Origin of the sequence: Methylobacterium sp. Leaf106 (assembly GCF_001422895.1) — a bacterium.
Taxonomy (GTDB): Bacteria; Pseudomonadota; Alphaproteobacteria; order Rhizobiales; family Beijerinckiaceae; genus Methylobacterium; species Methylobacterium bullatum.
This window is the reverse complement of record NZ_LMNB01000003.1, coordinates 1-20,551: the sequence shown is the minus strand read 5'-3', so window position 1 is coordinate 20,551 and position 20,551 is coordinate 1. Positions and strand designations below refer to the sequence as shown.

Genomic DNA, 20,551 nt, shown 5'->3' with positions numbered 1-20,551 from the left:
TCGGCGTCGTCCGGGGCGCCTCAGCGGCGCCGGGTGGCACCGCGCAGCTTCGCCTTCTTCACGAGGCCCTCATACTGGTGGGCCATCAGATGTCCATGCACCTGGGCCACCGTATCCATCGTCACCGAGACGACGATGAGAAGCGAGGTGCCGCCGAATCCGAGGCTCGCCGATGCGTAGGAGGCCAGGATCTCCGGCACAAGGCAGACGAAAGTCAAATACAGGGCGCCGATCAGCGTGATGCGCGTCAGCACCTTGTCGATGAAGGTGGCGGTGCGCTCGCCCGGACGGATGCCGGGAATGAAGCCGCCCTGCTTCTTCAGGTTGTCCGCCGTCTCCTGCGGATTGAAGACGACCGCCGTGTAGAAGAACGCGAAGAAGATGATCAGCGCCGCGTAGAGAACCATGTAGAGCGGCCGGCCATGGCCGAGATAGGTCGTGATCGTCGCCAGCACCCCGGTGCCGCCGTTATTGGCCGAGAAGCTCGCCACGGTGGCGGGCAACAGGAGCAGCGACGAGGCGAAGATCGGCGGGATGACGCCGGCGGTGTTCAGCTTCAGCGGCAGGAACGAAGTCTGACCCTCGTACATGCGGTTGCCGACCTGGCGCTTGGGGTAGTTGATGAGAAGCCGGCGCTGGGCCCGCTCCATGAACACGATGAAGTAGACGAGGACGATGGCCGCCAGGCCGACGCCCAGGATCACGGCGGCGGACAGCGCACCGGTCCGGCTCAGTTCGAGCGCACCCACGATGGCGGTGGGCAGATGGGCGACGATGCCGGCGAAGATGATGAGGGAGGAGCCGTTGCCGATGCCGCGCGACGTGATCTGCTCGCCGATCCACATCAGGAACAGGGTTCCGCCCGTGAGCGTGATGACGGTGGACAGGATGAAGAACGGACCGGGATCGATCGCGGCGCTCGAACTCTGGAGGCCGAAGGCGATGCCCCAGCTCTGCACCAGCGCCAGCACCACCGTGAGATAGCGGGTGTACTGGTTGATGACCTTCCGGCCGGATTCCCCCTCCTTCTTCAGCGTCTCCAGGCTCGGGATCACCGAGGTGAGAAGCTGAATGATGATGGAGGCCGAGATGTACGGCATGATGTTGAGGGCGAAGATCGCCATGCGCTCGACGGCACCGCCGGAGAACATGTTGAACAGCCCGAGGACGCCGCCGGCCTGCTGCTGGAAGTTCCGCGCGAACTGCTCGGGGTCGATGCCGGGAATCGGGATGTAGGTGCCGAGGCGGAACACCACGAGCGCACCCAGCGTGAACCAGATGCGCTTCTTGAGCTCGTCGGCCTTGGCGATGGCCCCGAAATTGAGGTTCGCGGCAAGCTGCTCGGCGGCTGAGGCCATGGCACCCGTTCCTGAGATAGATCCAGATTGGGGGTTGAAGCACCCCCGAACAAACTGAAACGGCGGCCACGCGCAGGTCGCACGGGCCGCCGCTCAGAGCTTCGACTTAAAGTCTGCCCCGACGCTACGCAACAGCGGCGTCGGAAGACTTATTCCGCGGCAGGCTTGCCGCGGGTGGAGATGCCGGCACCGTAAGCGACGTTGACCGTGCCGCCGATCTTCTCGACGGCCTCGACTGCCGACTTCGACGCGCGGGTAACCTCGAAGGAGAGCTTCGCGGTCAATTCGCCGACGCCGAGCAGCTTCACGCCGTCGCGGGGACGGGCGATGATTCCTGCGGTGACGAGGGACTCAACCGTGACGACCGCCGAAGCGTCGAGACGGCCGGCATCGACAGCCTGCTGGACGCGACCGAGGTTCACCTCGTTCAGGTCCGTGGAATACAGGTTGTTGAAGCCGCGCTTGGGCAGGCGACGGTGAAGCGGCATCTGGCCGCCCTCGAAGCCCTTGATCGAGACGCCGGTACGGGCCTTCTGACCCTTGACGCCGCGACCAGCGGTCTTGCCCTTGCCGGAGCCGATGCCCCGGCCGACGCGCATCCGGTTTTTGGTCGCGCCGTCGTTATCGTGGATTTCGTTCAGTTTCATGATGCCCTCCCTCAGGCCGCGTCGTCGAGGACGCGCACGAGGTGGTGCACCTTGCGGATCATTCCGCGCACGGAGGGAGTATCCTCCAGCGTGGCCACCCGGTGCAGCTTGTTGAGCTTGAGGCCGATCAGCGTCGCACGCTGGTCGCCCTCGCGGCGGATCGGCGAGCCGATCTGCTCGACGCGGAGAGTCTTCGTTGCCATTGCACCCTCCCCTTACGCGACTGCGGCTTCGGACAGGTCGGACGGATCGGCATCGCGACGGCGAGCCTGAAGCGTCGACACCTTGAGACCCCGACGGGCCGCGACGGCGCGCGGGCTGTCCTCGTTCTTCAGCGCCTCGAAGGTGGCGCGGACGAGGTTGTAGGGGTTCGACGAGCCGAGCGACTTGGCCACGACGTCCTGCATGCCCAGCGTCTCGAAGACGGCGCGCATCGGGCCGCCGGCGATGATGCCGGTACCCTGCGGAGCGGCGCGCAGGATGACCTTGCCGGCGCCGTGACGTCCGTAAACGTCGTGGTGGAGGGTGCGGCCCTCGCGCAGGGCGACACGGACGAGACCGCGCTTGGCGGCTTCCGTGGCCTTGCGGATGGCTTCCGGCACTTCGCGTGCCTTGCCGTGGCCGAAGCCGACGCGACCCTTCTGATCGCCAACGACGACGAGGGCGGCGAAACCGAAGCGACGGCCACCCTTCACCACCTTGGCGACGCGGTTGATGTGGACGAGCTTGTCCACGAATTCGCTGTCGCGCTCCTCGCGCTCATCGCGGCGGCCGCGGCCACCGCCTTCCCGTTCACGTGCCATGTTTGAATCCTGTCTCACTGACGCGGGCGGCGGAGCCCGCTCGCTTGATAGCTTGTCCGAGGGACGGCCTGTGCCGCCCCTCCCCGCCTGGTCTTAGAACTCGAGGCCACCCTCACGGGCGGCGTCGGCGAGCGCCTTGACGCGCCCGTGATAGATGTAGCCCGAACGGTCGAAGATCACCTTGGTGACTCCGGCGGCCTTGGCGCGCTCGGCAACGAGCTTGCCGACGGCCGCGGCCGCTGCCGTATCGGCACCGGTCTTCAGGCCCGAGCGGAGATCCTTGTCGAGGGTCGAAGCGGCGGCGAGGGTCTTGCCCTCGGCGTCGTCGATGACCTGAACGTAGATCTGCTTGGAGGAACGGAACACCGAGAGCCGGGGCCGTCCATTCGCCGCCGCCCGCAGCGCGCGGCGCACACGCGCCTTGCGGCGGTCGAGTGCATCGATTTTGCGTGACATGATGGCCGGCCCTTACTTCTTCTTGCCTTCCTTGCGGAAGATGAACTCACCCGCGTACCGCACGCCCTTGCCCTTGTAGGGCTCGGGACCGCGATAATCGCGAATCTCGGCTGCCACCTGTCCCACCACCTGCCGGTCGATACCGGAGATGACGATCTCGGTGGGCTTGGGCACCGCGATCGTGATCCCGACCGGGATCTCGTACTCGATGTCGTGGCTGTAGCCGAGGGAGAGCTTGAGGGCCTTGCCGGCCATGGCGGCACGATAGCCGACGCCGGTGATCTCGAGCTTCTTCTCGAACCCCTTGGAGACGCCCTCGACGAGGTTCGCCACCTGAGCCCGGGAGGTGCCCCACAGCGAGCGGGCCTCCTTGGTCTGGTTCTTGGGCAGCACCGAGACGGCGCCGTCCTCGAACTTCACGTCCACCACATTGGGGACGACATATTTGAGCTCACCCTTGGAGCCCTTCATCGTTACCGTCTGACCGGTCACCGTGGCCGTCACACCGGACGGGACGGGAACGGGCTTCTTGCCTACGCGAGACATTGCCTTTCCTCCAAGTCCGAGATCAGAACACCTTGCAGAGCACTTCGCCGCCGACGTTGCGCTCACGCGCCTCGTGGTCGGCCATGACGCCCTGCGGGGTGGACACGATGGTGACGCCGAGGCCATCGGCGACGCGGGGAAGTTCGGTCACGGCCGAATAGACACGGCGGCCGGGCTTCGAGACGCGCTGGATCGAGCGGATGACGGGCTGGCCGTCATAGTACTTGAGCTCGATCGAGAACTCGGTGCGGCCGTTGCCGAAATCGGTCGTGGCGTAATCGCGGATGTAGCCCTCGGCCTTGAGGACGTCGAGAACGCTCGCACGGAGACGCGAGCCGGGCGTCTGAACGACGTTGCGGCGGCGCATCTGACCGTTGCGGATGCGGGTGAGCATATCACCCACGGGATCGTTGACCATGGTGTCTGCTCCTTACCAGCTGGACTTGACCAGACCGGGGATGAGACCCCGATTGCCAAGTTCCCGAAGCGCCACGCGCGAGATGCCCATCTTGCGGTAGAAAGCGCGGGGACGTCCCGTGATGCCGCAACGGTTGCGGACCCGGGTCGCCGACGAGTTGCGGGGCAGTTCCGCGAGCTTGAGGCGCGCCTCGAAGCGCTCCTCCATCTCGAGGCCTTCGTTGTTGGCCGTGGCAAGGAGGGCCTTACGCTTGGCGGCGAACCGCTTCACGAGTTCCTTGCGGTGGTTGTTCTTCTCGACTGAGCTTTTCTTTGCCATGTCTCTCTCCAGTGTCCGCGTCTAAGCGCTTTTCAGCACTTACTGCCGGAACGGGAATCGGAATTGCGAGAGGAGCGCGCGTGCCTCGGCATCGGTGCGAGCCGACGTCTGGATCACGATGTCCATGCCCCAGGTGGCATCGGCCTTGTCGTAGGAGATCTCCGGGAACACCAGGTGCTCCTTGAGGCCCAACGCGTAGTTGCCGTTGCCGTCGAACGAACGGGGGTTCAGGCCGCGGAAGTCACGAACGCGCGGGAGCGCGATGGTGATCAGGCGGTCCATGAACTCGTACATCCGGTGCTTGCGCAGGGTGACCTTGCAGCCGATCGGCATGCCTTCGCGGACCTTGAAGGTCGCGATGGCCTTGCGGGCCTTGGTGATGACCGGCTTCTGGCCGGCGATCAGAGCAAGGTCGCCGGCGGCGACGGTGGCCTTCTTGGAATCGGCGGTGGACTCGCCGACGCCCATGTTGATCACGATCTTCTCGATGACCGGAACCTGCATGGGGTTCTTGTAGCCGAACTCTTCGATCAGCTTCTGGCGGACGACCTCATCGTAATGCTTGCGCAGACGAGGGGTGTACGCGTCGTTGTTCTTCTCAGCCATCGATCAGATCCCCCGAGCGCTTGGCGAACCGGACCTTGCGGCCGTCGTCGAGAATGCGGAAACCAACGCGCGTCGGCTGACCGTCCTTGGGGTCGGCGATCGCGATGTTGGACAGATGAATCGCGGCTTCCTTGGAGATGATGCCGCCTTCCTGGTTCTGCGTCTGCTTCTGGTGCTTCTTGACCAGATTGACCCCGCGCACGAGCGCACGGTCTTCCTTCGGCATCACCTGGATGACCTCGCCGGAACGACCCTTGTCGCGCCCGGTGAGAATGACGACCTTGTCGCCCTTCTTGACTTTGGCAGCCATCACAGCACCTCCGGAGCGAGCGAGATGATCTTCATGTGGTTCCGGGCGCGCAACTCGCGCGGCACGGGTCCGAAGATACGGGTGCCGATCGGCTCTTTCTGATTGTTGATCAGGACAGCGGCGTTCTTGTCGAACCGGATCACGGATCCGTCGGCGCGCTTCACTTCCTTGGCGGTGCGAACGACGACGGCTTTCATGACGTCGCCCTTCTTCACGCGGCCGCGGGGAATGGCCTCCTTCACCGAGACGACGATGATATCGCCGACACCGGCATACTTGCGCTTCGACCCGCCGAGAACCTTGATGCACATCACGCGACGCGCACCAGAATTGTCGGCGACGTCCAGATTCGTCTGCATCTGGATCACGAGAGTGACCTTTCCTTGTTTCAGACGGGTTTCCGCACACGGACGGTATTGTCCGGCGGACGACGTCTGATGGGGATCTGATGTCCCCGGCTCATATAGAAGGACCGCGCATTCGGCGTTTTTCGACGCCGGCGCGGTCGCCGCGGTCCAAGGGTGCGAACACCCTTTATGCATGTCGCGAAGGACGGCCTATTACTAGAGAGGAAAGCGCGGCGCAAGAGCAAAGACGCGCAGCTGCACCGCAGACGGCCATGCAGGCCGGGTCTTCGTCGAAAGGCCTGGCCGGTCGCTTCCGATACCGAGGGCCATTATGACGGGTGCCGTCGGTGGTGCGAGTGGACCGGAGGGACTGAATGCCTGTCGGAACCGAAAGATTGTTCGCGGTCGAAGCCGTCTGATTCGCGTACGCTCGATCGGTCGGATGGGGCGACCGACAGAGGGCGATGCTCTTCCATGGGTCGCTCGGTCGCGACAAGTAGGCACGAGACGCAAAAAAGCGGGCGCAGAAGCTGCGCCCGCTTTAACAAAACTGCATCGGTCTCACGCTTCGGCGGAAGGCGCTTCCACGGCGGCTGCGCCACCTTCGATGAGCTTCCAGGTCTTGGTCTTCGAGAACGGACGGCATTCCTCGATCGACACGGTCTGGCCGACCTTGGCAATGTTGGTCTCGTCGTGGGCGTGATAGTTCTTCGAACGACGGACGGTCTTCTTCATCACCGGATGGGTGAAGCGACGCTCCACCTTCACGACGATGGTCTTCTCGCCCTTGTCGCTGACGACGACGCCCTGCAATACGCGCTTCGGCATGGTGTACTCCTCAGGCCTGCGCGGACTTCAGCGTCTTCTGACGCTGGAGAGTGCGAACGCGGGCGATATCGCGGCGGACCTCACGGACGCGGGCGACGTTCTCGAGCTGGCCGGTGGCGCCTTGGAAGCGCAGGTTGAACTGCTCCTTCTTCAGGTTCAGCAGCTCATCGTTCAACTGATCGGGCGACAGGGCGGCCAGATCCGACTGTCTCTGTGACGACTTCATGATCCCCTCCCCTTAGTCAGCGATGCGCTGAACGACGCGCGTGCGGATCGGGAGCTTCGCCGCACCGAGGCGCAGGGCCTCTTTGGCGATGTCCTCGGCGACGCCGTCGACTTCGAACATGATACGTCCGGGATGCACGCGGGCAGCCCAGAACTCGGGTGCACCCTTACCGGAGCCCATGCGGACTTCGGTGGGCTTCGCCGTGACCGGAACGTCCGGGAAGATCCGGATCCAGACACGGCCCTGGCGCTTCATCTCACGGGTGATCGCGCGGCGGGCCGCCTCGATCTGACGTGCGGTGACGCGCTCGGGCTCGATGGCCTTCAGGCCAAACGTCCCGAAATTGAGGTCGAAGCCGCCCTTGGCCGCACCGTGGATGCGACCCTTGAACTGCTTACGGAACCTGGTCTTCTTGGGTTGCAACATGGCAGCCTCTCAACACCTTCTATGGCTAACGGGCGTACGCGATCACGCCTCAGGCGTGTTCGCGCCGGCCGCGCTCGCGGCCACCCTCGCCATCGCGCTCGCGACGTCCGCCCGAACGGCCGCCTTCTTCCTGAGCGCGCTTGTCCTGCGCCATCGGGTCGTGCTCGAGGATTTCGCCCTTGAACACCCACACCTTGATTCCGCACGTCCCGTAGGTCGTGAAGGCGGTCGCCACGCCGTAATCGACATCCGCGCGGAGGGTATGCAGCGGGACGCGACCTTCGCGGTACCATTCCTGACGAGCGATCTCAGCGCCGCCGAGGCGACCCGAGCAATTGATCCGGATGCCTTCGGCACCGAGACGCATGGCCGACTGCACGGCGCGCTTCATGGCACGACGGAAGGCGACACGGCGCTCGAGCTGCTGGGCGATCGAATCGGCCACCAGGGTGGCATCGATCTCGGGCTTGCGCACCTCGACGATGTTGATCGTCACGTCGGCCTTGGTCAGGGTGCCGACGAGCTTGCGCAGCTTCTCGATATCCGCGCCCTTCTTGCCGATCACCACGCCCGGACGGCCCGAGTGGATGGTGACGCGGCACTTCCGGTGCGGACGCTCGATGACGATCTTGGAGACGGCAGCCTGCTTCAGCTGCTTCATGAGGGCGGCGCGGATGGCGACGTCCTCGTGCATGAGTTTCGCGTATTCACCCTTCTGGGCGAACCAGCGGGAGTCCCAGGTCCGGTTGATACCGAGCCGCAGACCGATCGGATTGACTTTCTGGCCCATCAGGTCCTCCTCACGCCGCTTCGGCGGTCGGGACTTCGCGCACCACGATGGTGAGGTTCGCGAAGGGCTTCAGGATGCGGGCGCCGCGGCCACGTGCACGAGCATGGAAACGCTTGAGCACGAGTGCCTTGCCGACGAAGGCCTCGGAGACGACGAGATCGTCGACATCGAGGTCATGGTTGTTCTCGGCATTGGCGATGGCGCTCTCGAGGCACTTCTTGACCTCGCGGGCGATCCGCTTGCGGGAGAATTCCAGGTCGGCCAGAGCCGACTCGACCTTCTTACCGCGGATGAGTTGCGCAACGAGATTGAGCTTCTGAGGGCTCACGCGAAGCATGCGCGCGACGGCCTTCGCCTCGTTCTCGGGGAGCGCGCGGGGGGTGGCTTGCTTGCCCATCTCAGCGCCTCTTCGCCTTCTTGTCGGCTGCATGGCCGTGGAAGGTACGGGTCGGCGAGAACTCGCCGAACTTATGACCGACCATCTCCTCGGACACGTAGACCGGGATATGCTTCTGTCCGTTGTGCACACCGAAGGTGAGCCCGACGAACTGCGGCAGGATCGTGGAGCGACGGCTCCAGATCTTGATGACTTCGTTGCGGCTGGATCCGCGAGCGGTCTCAGCCTTCTTGAGGAGGTAGCCGTCGATGAACGGCCCCTTCCAGAGCGAGCGTGCCATGAGGGTTACTTCTTGCGGTTGTGACGGCTGGCGAGGATGAAGACATCGGTCCGCTTGTTCGAGCGGGTCTTCTTCCCCTTGGTGGGCACGCCCCAGGGCGTGACCGGGTTACGGCCGCCCGAGGTACGACCCTCACCGCCGCCGTGCGGGTGATCGACCGGGTTCATGGCAACGCCGCGAACGTGCGGGCGCTTGCCGAGCCAGCGATTGCGGCCGGCCTTGCCGAGCGAGATGTTCATGTGGTCCGGGTTCGACACCGCACCGACACTGGCGAAGCAATTGCCGTGGACCAGGCGCTGCTCACCCGAGTTCAGACGCAGGGTGACGTATCCCTGGTCGCGTCCGACGATCTGAGCGTAGTTTCCGGCGGAGCGGGCGATCGCGCCGCCCTTACCGATCTTCAGCTCGACATTGTGGACGATCGTGCCCACCGGCATGTTGCCGACCGGGCCGGCATTGCCCGGCTTGATGTCGACCTGCTCGGCGGCGATCACTTTGTCGCCCGGCGACAGACGCTGGGGAGCCAGGATGTAGCTCTGAACGCCGTCGGGGAACGTGATCAGCGCGATGAACGCCGTGCGGTTGGGATCGTACTCGATCCGCTCCACGGTGGCCGCCACGCCGAGCTGCTCGCGACGCTTGAAATCGACGTTGCGCAGGGTGCGCTTGTGTCCGCCGCCGCGGAAGCGGACGGTGATGCGACCGAGGTTGTTGCGGCCGCCGGACGACGACTTGCCCTCGGTGAGTTTCTTGACCGGCTTGCCCTTGTAGAGCTCACGGCGGTCGACGAGCACGAGCTGGCGAAGGCTCGGCGTGACCGGTTTGAATGTCTTCAAGGCCATCGGCTTGATCCTAACGCTTTTCGTGTCAGAGCCCGGTCGTGACGTCGATCGTTTCACCCTCGGCGAGGGTCACGATCGCTTTCTTCACGTCCGAACGCTGTCCGCGAAGCCCGCGGAAAATCTTCTTCTTGCCCTTGGTGACGAGCGTGTTCACGCCCGTGACCTTGACGTCGAACAGCTTCTCGACCGCCTCTTTGATCTGCGGCTTGGTAGCCTTCGGGGAAACCCGGAAGACGACCTTGTTCTGCTCGGTGAGGTTCGTCGCCTTCTCGGTGATGACCGGGGAGACGATGATGTCGTAGTGGCGCGGATCGGCACTCATTTGAATCGCGCCTCCAGCGCATCGATCGCTGCGCGCGTCAGCACGAGCTTGTCGCGACGCAGGATGTCGTAGACGTTGATGCCCTGGACCGGCAGGACGTCGATCTGCGGGATGTTGCGGGCGGCGCGACTGAAGTTCACGTCGACCTCGGCACCGCTGATGATCAGCGCGCTGGACAGGCCCATCTTCTCGAAGCGCTCGACCAGGTTACGGGTCTTGCCGTCGGCGAGCGTCACGTCGTCCACGATGATGAGGGTCTCGGCCTTCACCTTGGCGGACAGGGCGTGACGGAGAGCCAGGGCACGGACCTTCTTGGGCAGGTCGTGAGCATGGCTGCGGACGACCGGACCGAAGGCACGTCCACCGCCGCGGAACTGCGGAGCGGAGGCGGCGCCGTGACGAGCGTTACCGGTGCCCTTCTGCTTGTACAGCTTCTTGCGCGTACGGTTGACGTCCGAGCGGTTCTTGACCGCATGGGTGCCGGCCTGACGCTTGGCGAGCTGCCAGCGCACCATGCGCTGGAGAAGGTCGGCGCGGGGCTCGAGACCGAAGATGGTCTCGTCCAGGTCGATGGACCCGGCGCCGTCGCCGTCGAGAGTGGTGATATCGAGCTTCATCACGCGTTCTCCTCGGAAGCGGGAGCCTCGGGAGCCGGAGCTTCGGTGGCGGGAGCAGCGGAAGAACCGTTTTCACGGAACTTGCCCGGCTGCGGCACGTCGGCGGGGAGCTTGCGCTTCACCGCGTCGCGGATCTGGATCCAGCCGCCGGCGACACCGGGAACGGCGCCTTCGACGAGGATGAGGCCACGCTCGGGATCCGTGCGCACGACGCGCAGGTTCTGGGTCGTGACCCGGTCGACGCCCATGTGACCGGGCATCTTCTTGTTCTTGAAGGTCTTGCCCGGGTCCTGGCGGCCACCGGTCGAGCCGATCGAACGGTGCGAGATGGACACGCCGTGGGTGGCGCGCAGACCGCCGAAGTTCCAGCGCTTCATACCGCCGGCGAAGCCCTTACCCGTGGTCGTGCCCGTCACGTCGACGAACTGACCGGGGATGAAGTGGTCGGCGGTGATCTCGGCACCGACCGGGATCAGCGCGTCCTCGGACACGCGGAACTCGGCCAGCTTCTGCTTGGGCTCGACCTTGGCGACCGCGAACCGGCCGCGCTCGGCAGCCGACACGTTCTTCACCTTGGCCTTGCCGACGCCGACCTGAAGGGCGACGTAACCGTTCTTCTCGACGGTACGGTGGGCGACCACCTGGCATTGATCGATTTTAAGCACTGTCACGGGGACATGTTCGCCAGCATCCGTAAAGATGCGGGTCATGCCGACCTTCTGTGCAATGACGCCTGAGCGCATAGGTGTCTCCCTCGCGCGATTCTACGGTAAGCTCTAAATCCCCGCGGGACTTAGAGCTTGATCTCCACGTCCACGCCGGCGGCGAGGTCGAGCTTCATCAGCGCGTCCACGGTCTGCGGCGTCGGATCGACGATATCGAGCACGCGCTTGTGGGTGCGCATCTCGAACTGCTCGCGCGACTTCTTGTCGATGTGCGGCGAGCGGTTGACGGTGAACTTCTCGATATGCGTCGGAAGCGGGATCGGACCACGAATGGTCGCGCCGGTGCGCTTGGCCGTCGACACGATCTCGCGGGTCGAGGCATCGAGGATGCGATGATCGAACGCCTTGAGGCGAATGCGGATATTCTGACCGTTCATGACCTGAAACCTTGGCGGGACTTAAGAAGGGGCGGGCGCGAGGACCCGCCCCTCTGTCGATCCCAGCAGACTGAGCGTACCGAACTTAATCGTTGATGGCTGCGACGACGCCTGCACCGACGGTGCGACCGCCTTCACGGATGGCGAAGCGGAGCTTCTCTTCCATGGCGACGGGGACGATGAGGGTGACGTCCATGGTGACGCTGTCACCGGGCNCCGACGGTGCGACCGCCTTCACGGATGGCGAAGCGGAGCTTCTCTTCCATGGCGACGGGGACGATGAGGGTGACGTCCATGGTGACGCTGTCACCGGGCATCACCATCTCGGTGCCCTCGGGCAGTTCGCAGACACCGGTCACGTCGGTGGTGCGGAAGTAGAACTGGGGCCGGTAGTTGGTGAAGAACGGGGTGTGGCGACCGCCCTCCTCCTTGGTGAGGATGTAGGCTTCGGCCTTGAACTTGGTGTGGGGCTTGACCGAGCCGGGCTTGCACACGACCTGGCCGCGCTCGACGTCCTCGCGCTTGGTGCCGCGCAGGAGCACGCCGACATTGTCGCCGGCCTGGCCCTGGTCGAGCAGCTTGCGGAACATCTCGACGCCCGTGACCGTGGTGGTCTGGGTGTCGCGGATGCCGACGATCTCCACGGTCTCGCCGACCTTGACGATGCCGCGCTCGACGCGACCCGTCACCACGGTGCCRCGGCCCGAGATCGAGAACACGTCCTCGATCGGCATCAGGAACGGCTTGTCGATCGGACGCTCCGGCTGCGGGATGTAGGCGTCCACCGACTCCATMAGCTTCAGCACGGCGTCGTGGCCGACSGCCTTGTCGCCGTTGTCGAGGGCGACCTTGGCCGAACCCTTGGTGATCGGGATGTCGTCGCCGGGGAAGTCGTACTTGGAGAGGAGCTCGCGCACCTCCATCTCGACGAGCTCGAGGAGCTCCTCGTCGTCGACGAGGTCGACCTTGTTGAGGAACACCACCAGGGCCGGCACGCCGACCTGGCGGGCGAGCAGGATGTGCTCGCGGGTCTGGGGCATCGGGCCGTCGGCGGCCGACACGACCAGGATCGCGCCGTCCATCTGGGCGGCACCGGTGATCATGTTCTTCACGTAATCGGCGTGGCCGGGGCAATCGACGTGGGCGTAGTGACGGTTGGCSGTCTCGTACTCGACGTGGGCCGTCGAGATCGTGATGCCGCGCGCCTTCTCCTCGGGGGCCTTGTCGATCTGGTCGTAGGCCGTGAACGTCGCGCCACCCGACTCCGCCAGRACCTTCGTGATCGCCGCCGTCAGCGACGTCTTGCCGTGGTCGACGTGACCGATCGTGCCGATGTTGCAGTGCGGCTTGGTGCGGGCAAACTTCTCTTTGGCCATCGTAGCCTTCGTGATCGCCGCCGTCAGCGACGTCTTGCCGTGGTCGACGTGACCGATCGTGCCGATGTTGCAGTGCGGCTTGGTGCGGGCAAACTTCTCTTTGGCCATCGTCACATTCCTAAAACAAAGTCACATGAGCGGTCGCCCAGGGCGGCGCTCGAGGTGTCGAGCCGGGCGAAAGACGCCGCCCGGATAGAGGCTCGGCGTCAGATGATCAAGGGATGATGATTGTGGAGGCCGAATCGAGCCTGCGGCGTGGTCGTCCGGCCAAGGTCCGGCTCCCGTCTTCGATGCGGGGTCAAACCGTCCCGCAGGCCAGGAACTGCGCGCCGAGCGGCATCCGGCCGATGGCCTTCTCGACACCGGGCACCCATCCCCGCCGGAACGGGAAGGCCAGGAAGTGTCGGCTGCGAATGTCCCGCAGCCCTCGTTCCGCGAGGAGCGCCCGGGTCTCGCGGGCACCGAGCAGCACGGCGTCGTGATCGAAGGGACAGCGCGACACCGCGAGGCGCGTCAGCGGGTTCCACGGGTTGTGCTCGATGATCGCCACCAGGCCGCCCGGGCGGGTGACGCGCCGCATGTCGGCCAGCAGGCCGGAACGCTCCGCGACGGGGACGTGATGGAAGACGCAGACGGCCAGCGTCGCGTCGAATGCCCGATCTTCGAACGGCACTCTGCCGTCCTGCTGGAGGCGGTACAGGTTGCCGGGGTTCTCGCTCTCCGCACGGGCCACGGATTCGGGCGAGGGATCGGTGCCGGCCATCCCCGAGACGATGCCGGCAAGGCGGCGATGGAGGAGGCCGACGCCGCAGCCGACATCGAGGAGCGACGGGCGGGAGGTCCCGAAATGCCGGCCGAATACGTCCGCGAGCAGATCGGCTTTCGCATCCAGGAAGAAGCCGTGTTCGAGCCCGGAAAAGGCGATGGAATCCTGGACGACCGCGTCGTAGCTCGTGCGGTACGCGTCGAAGGCGCTGGTCATGCCGCAATCCTCGATGTCGCGGCCTGCTCGTCCTCCGGGAACCCCACCGCCCGGCCGACCACGTAGAGGGGGCGCTTCTTCACCTCGGTATGGATGCGTCCGACATAGAGGCCGACGATGCCGGTCATCAGCAGGTTCATGCCGGCCAGGAACGAGACGAGGACGACGATGGAGGCCCATCCACTGACCAGGGCCGGGTCGTAGAGGGCGCGCACGGCGATGTAGAATCCGTAAGCCAGCGCGAAGAGGGACACCCCCGTGCCGGCCCAGAGGGCGAAGCGGAGAGGGATGTCGGAGAAGCCGACGATGCCGTCGAAGGCGAGCCGCAGCATCTTCGACCAGCCGTATTTGGTCTGGCCCAGGGTCCGCGAGAGACGGTGGAACGGCACGGCGGTCTGGCGGAAGCCCATCCAGCTGAACATGCCGCGCACGAACCGGTCGCGTTCGGGCATGGCGAGGAAGGCGTCGAGGGCCTTGCGGTCGACGAGGCGGAAATCGCCCACGTCGGCCGGGATGTCGATGGCGGTGAGCGCCCGGATGAGGCGGTAGAACAGGCCGGCGGTCCAGCGCTTGAAGCGGCTCTCGCCCTCCCGGCTCAGGCGCCTCGCATAGACGATCTCGTAGCCCTCGCGCCATTTGGCGGCGAGCTCGAGGACGACCTCCGGCGGGTCCTGAAGGTCGGCATCCATCACCACGACGGCGGCGCCCGCGGCGCGCTCCATCCCGGCGGTGATGGCGACCTGATGACCGAAGTTCCGCGACAGGGCGAGATAGCGATAGCGCGGATCGTCCTTGGCGCGGCCGGCGGCGACGATGCCCGTCATGTCGGTGCTGCCGTCATCGACGATGATCACCTCCGCCGGCCCGTCGAGCTTGGCGAGGAGCTGGTCGAGGCGGTGCAGCAGCACCGGCAGCACGACCTCCTCGTTGAAGACGGGAACGACGAGGCTGTAGGTCGGCGTGCCGATCTGCGCCGAGGGAGATGTCACGGTCATGCGTGTCGCCGGCGGACGGAAGGTCCGGTCGGCGGAAGTCTAGCCCCGCATGATTAAGGCCATTCTAACCGGGCGGCGCGAGACGCCGCCTGCCCGCCTACGGATCGGTATCCACGGCCGTGGCGGCGGAACGTCGGTCGGTCGTTCCCTCGAGGAAGCGGTCGCCGAAGAGCCCGTTGAGGCCGACCACGATGAGGACGGCCACGAGATGCACGGCGAGATCCGTCGCGGTGGCGTCGTGAGGATGGAACGGCACCAGAAGCGCCGCCGCGGCCGCCGCGACCGCGAGCCCCCCCAAGGCCGCCGTGAGTCCGGGGTTCAACGGGCAGGCCCGGCGCAGCATCGTGACCAGCAGGACCGAGAGCGGCAGCGAGACGCCCATCAGAAAGACGAAGCAGCCGCGCATCTCTCCGGCTTCGGCGAGATTCGAAGCCGGAGCGAGCCAGGCGCGCAGGCAGCCGAGCCCGCTGACGCCGAGCCACAGGACGAGGGGCGGGATCGGCAGCAGGGCCCAGGCCCGGCTGCGGCCCGGCACGCTGCTCTGGAAGGCGGCGAAGGCCGCAGCCACGCTCGTCAGGATCGCGCCGAGCGCGGCATAGCGAAGGTCCGGAACGCCGAGACGCGCTTGCATGGCGGCGGCATCCGACAGGGGCAGAAGGACAATACCCAGGCCGAGCACGGCGGAGATCCAGGCGAAGGCCCGCCATCCCGGCCCGGGCAGCGGGCGGATCGGCGTGAGCGACCGGGCCAGCTCCTCGACGAGACGTTCGTGTCTGGCGGGATCAGACATCCGAACCCTCCTTGCTGGATGAGAGAGAGGCACGCAGGGCCTTGAGGGCTCGATGGAAATTGACCTTCAGCGCCGTCTTGGTCCTCCCGGTGAGAACGGACGCCTCGTCGAGCGAGAGCTCGCGCAGGGCGATGTGCTCGATCGCTTCGCGCTGCCCCGGGGGAAGATGAGCGACGGCCTGGACGACGGCCCGGCGACGGTCTCGGTCCTCCAGATCGTGCCCCGGCAGGGGGCCATCGTCGGCGCGTGTCTCGTAGGCGATCGCGTCGTCGACCTCGCGCGGCCGGCGGCTGCCCTGGCGCAGGGCATCGATGGCGCGCCGGTGGGCGATGGCACGGAGCCAGGGCAGGAAGGGCCGGGCGGGGTCGTAGCTCGCCCGCGCCCGGTGGATCGTCAGCAGGGTCTCCTGAACCACGTCGTCGACGCCCGTGCCCCGGACACCCTTGGACCTCGCCATCGCGGAAATCACGGGAACGCAGTCGCGCAGGAGCGCACGGTAGGCTGCGGCATCGCCGTTCTGAGCCGCCTGCATCGCGGCCGACAGCGAGGCCTCGCCGGACGATACCATCGATCGTGCGGGCATGGTCGCGATGCTTCCGGAATCCGCAGGCCGAGCCTGCAGGACGGACAGGCGGCCCGAATGCGCCGCCTGCGCCAGGCTCACGGACGAGACCCTAAGTCGTCGCCGCGGGCTTGGCCACACCGCCCTTCGCCCGCCAGTCCGCGCCCGTGGCATCGGCGGCAAGGGACGACGGACACGGTGTGGGCGAGAAAGCTCATGGGACGCGGTCCTTCGTCGTGGCACCGGGTTCTGCGGCGGCCATGCAAAGGATTTCGGTGATCGCCCTCCCCCGGTTACGCGTCCCGGACCGGAATCCGATCATTTGGCCGACGCACCTCCGAAATCCGACGGGAGCGATGGGTTTGTCAGGTCGAGGAAAGACGAGGGGACGACCGGTTCTTCGATGCCTGTCCGCCGATGCGTCTGTTCGACGAGACTGCTCCGATGCGAAAATACAAATGTCGATCTTTGCAAGAGTAGACAGGCCTCCGGCGCACCAAGGGTGCCCCTTGAATGGGTACTTCCCTGTCCGCTCCCCGACAGTCCTGTGGACCATTCAGATATACCAGGCTCTTCCCGAGTGAACCTGGAACTGACCGCCCACGCATTGGTTGAAGGCTGGGCCGTGGCTCGGTCCATGAAGCTATTGGAGCCACAGTGACACTCGGCGTCGACAGGTACGAACTCCGGCAGATCATCGCCGGCCTCAGCGAGGGCGTGATCCTGGTCGAGCCGGACCAGACCATCGCCTATGCCAACGAGGCGGCCCTGGCGATGCACGGGGCGGAATCCGTGAGCGAGCTCGGAGAGACCGTCGACATCTATCGCGAGCGCTTCTCCCTGCGCTACCGCAACAACCGCACGCCCAATCAATACCCGATCGAGCGCGTCGTTGCCGGTGAGACGTTCCACGACGTGGTCGTGGAGGTCACGCGCACCGACGAGCCGGACGTCACCTTCGTCCATTCCTTGCGCAGCCTCGTGGCCACCGATCGCGACGGCAATCCCAGTTGCCTCGCACTGATTCTCAAGGACGTCTCGGATCAGTTCGAGGCCGAGGACCGCTTCGAGAAGACGTTCAACGCGAATCCGGCCCCGGCGGTGATCTGCCGGCTCGCGGACCTGCGACACGTCAAGGTGAATCTCGGCTTCCTCGAGATGACGGGGTACACCCGCGATGCCGTCATCGGCCGCAGCGTCTACGAGGTCGATGTCCTGGCGGGCGCCCGCAGCCGGGATCTGGCCATCTCGCGCCTGAACGAAGGCGGCACCATCCCGCAGATGGAAGCCTGTCTCGACCTTCCCGATGGCGGCGTGCGCCACGTCATCGTCGCCGGCCAGCCGATGGAGTTCGGCGAAGAGCCGTGCATGCTCTTCACCTTCGCCGATCTCGAATTGCGTCGGAAGGCCGAGATGGCCTTGCGTCAGAGCGAGGAGCGCTTCGCGAAGGCCTTCAGCCTCACCCCCGTGCCGACGGTGCTCGCGCGGGCGAACTCTTTCGCCATCACCGGGGTGAACGAGGCCTTCACCCGGGTCTTCGGCCATTCCGCCGAGACTGTCGCCGGGCGCTCACCGGCGGAACTCGGGCTCTGGGTCCACGATGCGGCCCGCGAGAAGTTCGAGAGTGCCGTGGCCATGACCGGCTACGTCCTCGGGCTCGAAGTCTGCCTGCAGCACGAGGATGGGACCAGCCTCGATTGTCTCGTCTCCGCCGAGCGGGTCGAGATCGGGGACGACATCTACGCACTCCTCGTCCTGCAGGACATCACCGAGCGCAAGCGCGGCGAGCGTGACCTGTTCGAGGCCATCGAGACCGTCATGGCCGATACCTCCTGGTTCAGCCGGGGGCTCATCGACAAGCTCGCCAACCTGCGTCGGCCGGGTGGCGAGCACAAGGATTCCGTCTCGCCGAACATGACGGTCCGCGAGCGGCAGATTCTCGATCTCATCTGTTCGGGGCTCGGTGACGATGCCATCGCCAAGCGCCTGACCCTGTCGCGCAACACGGTCCGGAATCATGCCGCCGCCCTCTACCGGAAACTGGGCGTGCACAAGCGATCCGAGGCCATCGTCTGGGGGCGCAACAATGGCTTTCCTGCGGGCTCTGCCGGTTAAATAAAATCGCTCTACCAGTACGAATGCATCATTGATCGGTGGTCGGCAGGCGCCAACTGAGGTGCTGAGCCGCAAGACATGGTGTCAGGCCGATCAGGTATTCGAAGCGATTCATGAGCGTTTCCAAGTCCGCAAGCGCGGCTGAAACGCTCGAGGGCTCGGTATAAGAAGCCGTCGGCAAGCTGATCGGTGATCAAAACGCGGTGAGCGAAGGACGATCTCAGCAAAAACTACCGAGGTCCACAGTGAAACCCAAGAGCGTTTCCGAGACTTAGGGTGAGGCTGACGGCGCCGGACATCGTCCGGTCGAGATTTTACAGATACAGGAGTGAACATCATGGTCGATACCAATCGGATCACCGGGGCCGCGAAAGAACTCGGCGGCAAGATCCAGGGCGCGGTCGGCGACCTGACCGGTTCGAACCGCAACTCGGTCGAGGGCCGGGCTCGCGAAGTCCAGGGCACGGCCGAGAACCTCTATGGTCAGGCGAAGGACGCCGTTGGCGACGCCGCAGACTACGCCGCCGACGCTGCCCGCGATGTCGGCGGACGCATCCGCGACACCGTCGACGATGTCGCCGGGTCCGACGGACGCGAGATCAAGGCCCGCGCACGCCAGGCGCAGGACGCGGCGGGCGACACCTATGAGCGCGCGGAGCGATCCGTCCGCAATGCCGGCCGCGAGGATTACGACTACGCCGATGACGCCTACGAGAACGGTGGCCGGTATCTGCGCCAGGGTGGCCGCGAGGTGACCCATCAGGTCGCCGAGCACCCGGTGGCCGCCCTGCTCGTGGCTGGCCTCCTCGGCTACGGCATCGGTCTTCTCATCCACGGCCGCGACTGAACGTCCGCCGCGCCACCCCTCCCCCTTCATCTTCCCCCGCTCGGACTACCGAATTCTTCGGACTACCGACGACCCCGGAGCTCTGCCACGTGTCTTCTTCCTCCAGCATCCCGACGTCGCCGATCGTCGCCGGTGATACCCGCACCGTCCTGCTGAACCAGGTTTCGTGGGGCGCGATCTTCGCCGGCGCGGTCACCGCCCTGGTGACCCAGGTCGTCCTCAACATGGTCGGCNGATACCCGCACCGTCCTGCTGAACCAGGTTTCGTGGGGCGCGATCTTCGCCGGCGCGGTCACCGCCCTGGTGACCCAGGTCGTCCTCAACATGGTCGGCGTCGGCATCGGCCTGTCCAGCGTCGGAGCGAACGCCGCCGACAACCCGGCCGCCTCGACCCTGTCGCTCGGCGCCGGTGTCTGGTTCATCGTCTCGGGCATCGTKGCCGCTCTCGCGGGCGGCTTCATCGCCGGRCGCCTGTCGGGCAAGCCCGTGACGGGCGCGGCCGGCCTGCACGGCCTGGTCTCCTGGGCGGTGACCACCCTCGTCGTCCTGTATCTTCTCACCTCCGCGGCCGGCGGCCTCATCGGCGGCGCCTTCTCGGGCGTGACCAGCACGCTCGGCGGCGCCGGTTCGCTCGTCGGCGGTACCGTGCAGACCGCCGCGCAGGCCGCAGCCCCGTCGCTGTCCAAGATCACCAACCCGCTGGACGGCATCGAGCAGAGCGTCCGCCAGCAGGCGGCCGGCCAGGACCCGCAGGCCGCCAAGGATGCCGCCGTCGCCGCCATCCGCGCCCTGTTCACGGGTGATCCCGCCCAGAAGGCCCAGGCCGAGAACCGCGCCGCCGACGCGCTGGCCAAGGCCCAGGGCATCCCGGTCGACCAGGCCAAGACCCAGATCCAGGACTACAGGAAGCAGTACGAAGAGACCGTCGCCAGCGCCAAGCAGAAGGCCGAGGCCGCGGCCGTGGCCGCCAAGTCCGCCGCCACYCAGGGCGCYTTCTACGGCGCGCTCGCCCTGATCCTCGGCGCGCTCGCCGGCTTCTTCGGCGGCCGCCTCGGCGCTCCGACCCTCGCCACCCTCACCGACAGCTACGGCGCCCGCCGCGTCTGAGCCGGATCGCCGGCCGGTCACCGCGACCGGCCGGACCTTTCCTTTCGACGATCACCCCGAACCCAAGGAGCCATCCCATGAGCAGCACCACGGACAAGCTGAAGGGTCTCGCCAACGAAGCCGTCGGCAACCTCAAGG

Annotated in this window: 30 protein-coding genes and 1 pseudogene; 3 read left to right on the top strand and 28 right to left on the bottom strand. The window is 65.9% G+C overall.

Going from position 1 to position 20,551, the window contains the following annotated elements; translation table 11 throughout:
• Nucleotides 1-20: 20 nt before the first annotated feature.
• From secY to ASF34_RS04545, 28 genes and pseudogenes are all read right to left on the bottom strand, one after another.
• Complete coding sequence (secY, locus tag ASF34_RS04675; RefSeq protein ID WP_018044209.1) at nucleotides 21-1,358, bottom strand: preprotein translocase subunit SecY; 1,338 nt, start codon at nucleotides 1,356-1,358, stop codon at nucleotides 21-23.
• Nucleotides 1,359-1,507: 149 nt separating this feature from the next.
• Nucleotides 1,508-2,005, bottom strand: a complete 498-nt coding sequence (gene rplO, locus ASF34_RS04670; RefSeq protein WP_018044210.1) for a 50S ribosomal protein L15 — start codon at nucleotides 2,003-2,005, stop codon at nucleotides 1,508-1,510.
• Between the two features lie 11 nt (nucleotides 2,006-2,016).
• Nucleotides 2,017-2,208 carry a 50S ribosomal protein L30 gene (rpmD, locus tag ASF34_RS04665; RefSeq protein WP_018044211.1) on the bottom strand — a complete coding sequence of 64 codons (192 nt, stop codon included), beginning with the start codon at nucleotides 2,206-2,208 and terminating at the stop codon, nucleotides 2,017-2,019.
• A 12-nt stretch (nucleotides 2,209-2,220) separates the two neighbouring features.
• The gene (rpsE, locus tag ASF34_RS04660) at nucleotides 2,221-2,808 is read right to left on the bottom strand and encodes a 30S ribosomal protein S5 (protein ID WP_018044212.1); all 588 of its coding nucleotides are present in this window, start codon (nucleotides 2,806-2,808) and stop codon (nucleotides 2,221-2,223) included.
• A 93-nt stretch (nucleotides 2,809-2,901) separates the two neighbouring features.
• Nucleotides 2,902-3,264: a 50S ribosomal protein L18 gene (rplR, locus tag ASF34_RS04655; RefSeq protein ID WP_018044213.1), complete on the bottom strand. Its 363-nt coding sequence runs from the start codon at nucleotides 3,262-3,264 to the stop codon at nucleotides 2,902-2,904.
• Between the two features lie 12 nt (nucleotides 3,265-3,276).
• Nucleotides 3,277-3,810, bottom strand: coding sequence for a 50S ribosomal protein L6 (rplF, locus tag ASF34_RS04650; RefSeq protein WP_018044214.1), 534 nt, complete (start codon nucleotides 3,808-3,810; stop codon nucleotides 3,277-3,279).
• A gap of 22 nt (nucleotides 3,811-3,832) precedes the next feature.
• The gene (gene rpsH / locus ASF34_RS04645; RefSeq protein ID WP_018044215.1) at nucleotides 3,833-4,228 is read right to left on the bottom strand and encodes a 30S ribosomal protein S8; all 396 of its coding nucleotides are present in this window, start codon (nucleotides 4,226-4,228) and stop codon (nucleotides 3,833-3,835) included.
• 12 nt (nucleotides 4,229-4,240) lie between these two features.
• Nucleotides 4,241-4,546, bottom strand: coding sequence for a 30S ribosomal protein S14 (gene rpsN, locus ASF34_RS04640; protein ID WP_018044216.1), 306 nt, complete (start codon nucleotides 4,544-4,546; stop codon nucleotides 4,241-4,243).
• Between the two features lie 39 nt (nucleotides 4,547-4,585).
• The gene (gene rplE / locus ASF34_RS04635; protein ID WP_018044217.1) at nucleotides 4,586-5,152 is read right to left on the bottom strand and encodes a 50S ribosomal protein L5; all 567 of its coding nucleotides are present in this window, start codon (nucleotides 5,150-5,152) and stop codon (nucleotides 4,586-4,588) included.
• Nucleotides 5,145-5,462: a 50S ribosomal protein L24 gene (gene rplX, locus ASF34_RS04630; RefSeq protein ID WP_018044218.1), complete on the bottom strand. Its 318-nt coding sequence runs from the start codon at nucleotides 5,460-5,462 to the stop codon at nucleotides 5,145-5,147. Before rplX ends, rplE begins: the two co-directional genes overlap by 8 nt.
• A complete protein-coding gene (gene rplN, locus ASF34_RS04625; RefSeq protein WP_018044219.1) occupies nucleotides 5,462-5,830 on the bottom strand; it encodes a 50S ribosomal protein L14 in 369 nt (122 codons plus the stop codon). The genes rplX and rplN overlap by 1 nt, the downstream gene beginning before the upstream one ends.
• Nucleotides 5,831-6,370: 540 nt before the next feature.
• On the bottom strand, nucleotides 6,371-6,637 hold the full coding sequence (gene rpsQ / locus ASF34_RS04620) for a 30S ribosomal protein S17 (RefSeq protein WP_018044220.1): 267 nt from the start codon (nucleotides 6,635-6,637) through the stop codon (nucleotides 6,371-6,373).
• Between the two features lie 10 nt (nucleotides 6,638-6,647).
• Nucleotides 6,648-6,863, bottom strand: a complete 216-nt coding sequence (gene rpmC, locus ASF34_RS04615) for a 50S ribosomal protein L29 (RefSeq protein WP_018044221.1) — start codon at nucleotides 6,861-6,863, stop codon at nucleotides 6,648-6,650.
• Between the two features lie 12 nt (nucleotides 6,864-6,875).
• Nucleotides 6,876-7,289, bottom strand: coding sequence for a 50S ribosomal protein L16 (gene rplP, locus ASF34_RS04610; protein WP_018044222.1), 414 nt, complete (start codon nucleotides 7,287-7,289; stop codon nucleotides 6,876-6,878).
• Between the two features lie 49 nt (nucleotides 7,290-7,338).
• Nucleotides 7,339-8,079, bottom strand: a complete 741-nt coding sequence (rpsC, locus tag ASF34_RS04605; RefSeq protein ID WP_018044223.1) for a 30S ribosomal protein S3 — start codon at nucleotides 8,077-8,079, stop codon at nucleotides 7,339-7,341.
• Between the two features lie 10 nt (nucleotides 8,080-8,089).
• A complete protein-coding gene (gene rplV, locus ASF34_RS04600; protein WP_018044224.1) occupies nucleotides 8,090-8,476 on the bottom strand; it encodes a 50S ribosomal protein L22 in 387 nt (128 codons plus the stop codon).
• A 1-nt stretch (nucleotide 8,477) separates the two neighbouring features.
• Complete coding sequence (gene rpsS / locus ASF34_RS04595) at nucleotides 8,478-8,756, bottom strand: 30S ribosomal protein S19 (protein ID WP_018044225.1); 279 nt, start codon at nucleotides 8,754-8,756, stop codon at nucleotides 8,478-8,480.
• A gap of 5 nt (nucleotides 8,757-8,761) precedes the next feature.
• Nucleotides 8,762-9,598: a 50S ribosomal protein L2 gene (gene rplB, locus ASF34_RS04590; protein WP_018044226.1), complete on the bottom strand. Its 837-nt coding sequence runs from the start codon at nucleotides 9,596-9,598 to the stop codon at nucleotides 8,762-8,764.
• 25 nt (nucleotides 9,599-9,623) lie between these two features.
• Nucleotides 9,624-9,920, bottom strand: coding sequence for a 50S ribosomal protein L23 (locus ASF34_RS04585; RefSeq protein WP_018044227.1), 297 nt, complete (start codon nucleotides 9,918-9,920; stop codon nucleotides 9,624-9,626).
• Nucleotides 9,917-10,537, bottom strand: coding sequence for a 50S ribosomal protein L4 (gene rplD / locus ASF34_RS04580; RefSeq protein ID WP_056159192.1), 621 nt, complete (start codon nucleotides 10,535-10,537; stop codon nucleotides 9,917-9,919). Before rplD ends, ASF34_RS04585 begins: the two co-directional genes overlap by 4 nt.
• Nucleotides 10,537-11,280, bottom strand: a complete 744-nt coding sequence (gene rplC / locus ASF34_RS04575; RefSeq protein ID WP_018044229.1) for a 50S ribosomal protein L3 — start codon at nucleotides 11,278-11,280, stop codon at nucleotides 10,537-10,539. Before rplC ends, rplD begins: the two co-directional genes overlap by 1 nt.
• 50 nt (nucleotides 11,281-11,330) lie before the next feature.
• On the bottom strand, nucleotides 11,331-11,639 hold the full coding sequence (gene rpsJ / locus ASF34_RS04570) for a 30S ribosomal protein S10 (RefSeq protein WP_018044230.1): 309 nt from the start codon (nucleotides 11,637-11,639) through the stop codon (nucleotides 11,331-11,333).
• An 85-nt stretch (nucleotides 11,640-11,724) separates the two neighbouring features.
• Nucleotides 11,725-11,854: pseudogene (gene tuf / locus ASF34_RS23730) on the bottom strand (elongation factor Tu); the annotation flags it as partial.
• 1 nt (nucleotide 11,855) lies between these two features.
• The coding region (gene tuf, locus ASF34_RS04565) for an elongation factor Tu (RefSeq protein ID WP_274533740.1) at nucleotides 11,856-13,123 on the bottom strand (1,268 nt) is incomplete at its 3' end.
• A 190-nt stretch (nucleotides 13,124-13,313) separates the two neighbouring features.
• On the bottom strand, nucleotides 13,314-13,997 hold the full coding sequence (locus ASF34_RS04560) for a class I SAM-dependent methyltransferase (protein WP_018044249.1): 684 nt from the start codon (nucleotides 13,995-13,997) through the stop codon (nucleotides 13,314-13,316).
• Nucleotides 13,994-14,992: a glycosyltransferase family 2 protein gene (locus tag ASF34_RS04555; RefSeq protein ID WP_018044250.1), complete on the bottom strand. Its 999-nt coding sequence runs from the start codon at nucleotides 14,990-14,992 to the stop codon at nucleotides 13,994-13,996. Before ASF34_RS04555 ends, ASF34_RS04560 begins: the two co-directional genes overlap by 4 nt.
• Before the next feature lie 97 nt (nucleotides 14,993-15,089).
• Complete coding sequence (locus ASF34_RS04550) at nucleotides 15,090-15,782, bottom strand: NrsF family protein (RefSeq protein ID WP_056159189.1); 693 nt, start codon at nucleotides 15,780-15,782, stop codon at nucleotides 15,090-15,092.
• A complete protein-coding gene (locus ASF34_RS04545) occupies nucleotides 15,775-16,365 on the bottom strand; it encodes an RNA polymerase sigma factor (RefSeq protein ID WP_244478895.1) in 591 nt (196 codons plus the stop codon). The genes ASF34_RS04550 and ASF34_RS04545 overlap by 8 nt, the downstream gene beginning before the upstream one ends.
• Nucleotides 16,366-17,001: 636 nt before the next feature.
• On the opposite strand from ASF34_RS04545, the gene ASF34_RS04540 reads away from it, so the two are divergent.
• The 3 genes from ASF34_RS04540 to ASF34_RS04530 form a co-directional block, all read left to right on the top strand.
• Nucleotides 17,002-18,459 carry a helix-turn-helix transcriptional regulator gene (locus ASF34_RS04540; protein ID WP_056159186.1) on the top strand — a complete coding sequence of 486 codons (1,458 nt, stop codon included), beginning with the start codon at nucleotides 17,002-17,004 and terminating at the stop codon, nucleotides 18,457-18,459.
• Between the two features lie 337 nt (nucleotides 18,460-18,796).
• Nucleotides 18,797-19,306, top strand: a complete 510-nt coding sequence (locus tag ASF34_RS04535) for a CsbD family protein (protein WP_056159449.1) — start codon at nucleotides 18,797-18,799, stop codon at nucleotides 19,304-19,306.
• Between the two features lie 234 nt (nucleotides 19,307-19,540).
• A partial coding sequence (locus tag ASF34_RS04530) for a PhnA-like protein (protein ID WP_244478894.1) occupies nucleotides 19,541-20,413 on the top strand: 873 nt, incomplete at its 5' end.
• Nucleotides 20,414-20,551 lie beyond the last annotated feature (138 nt).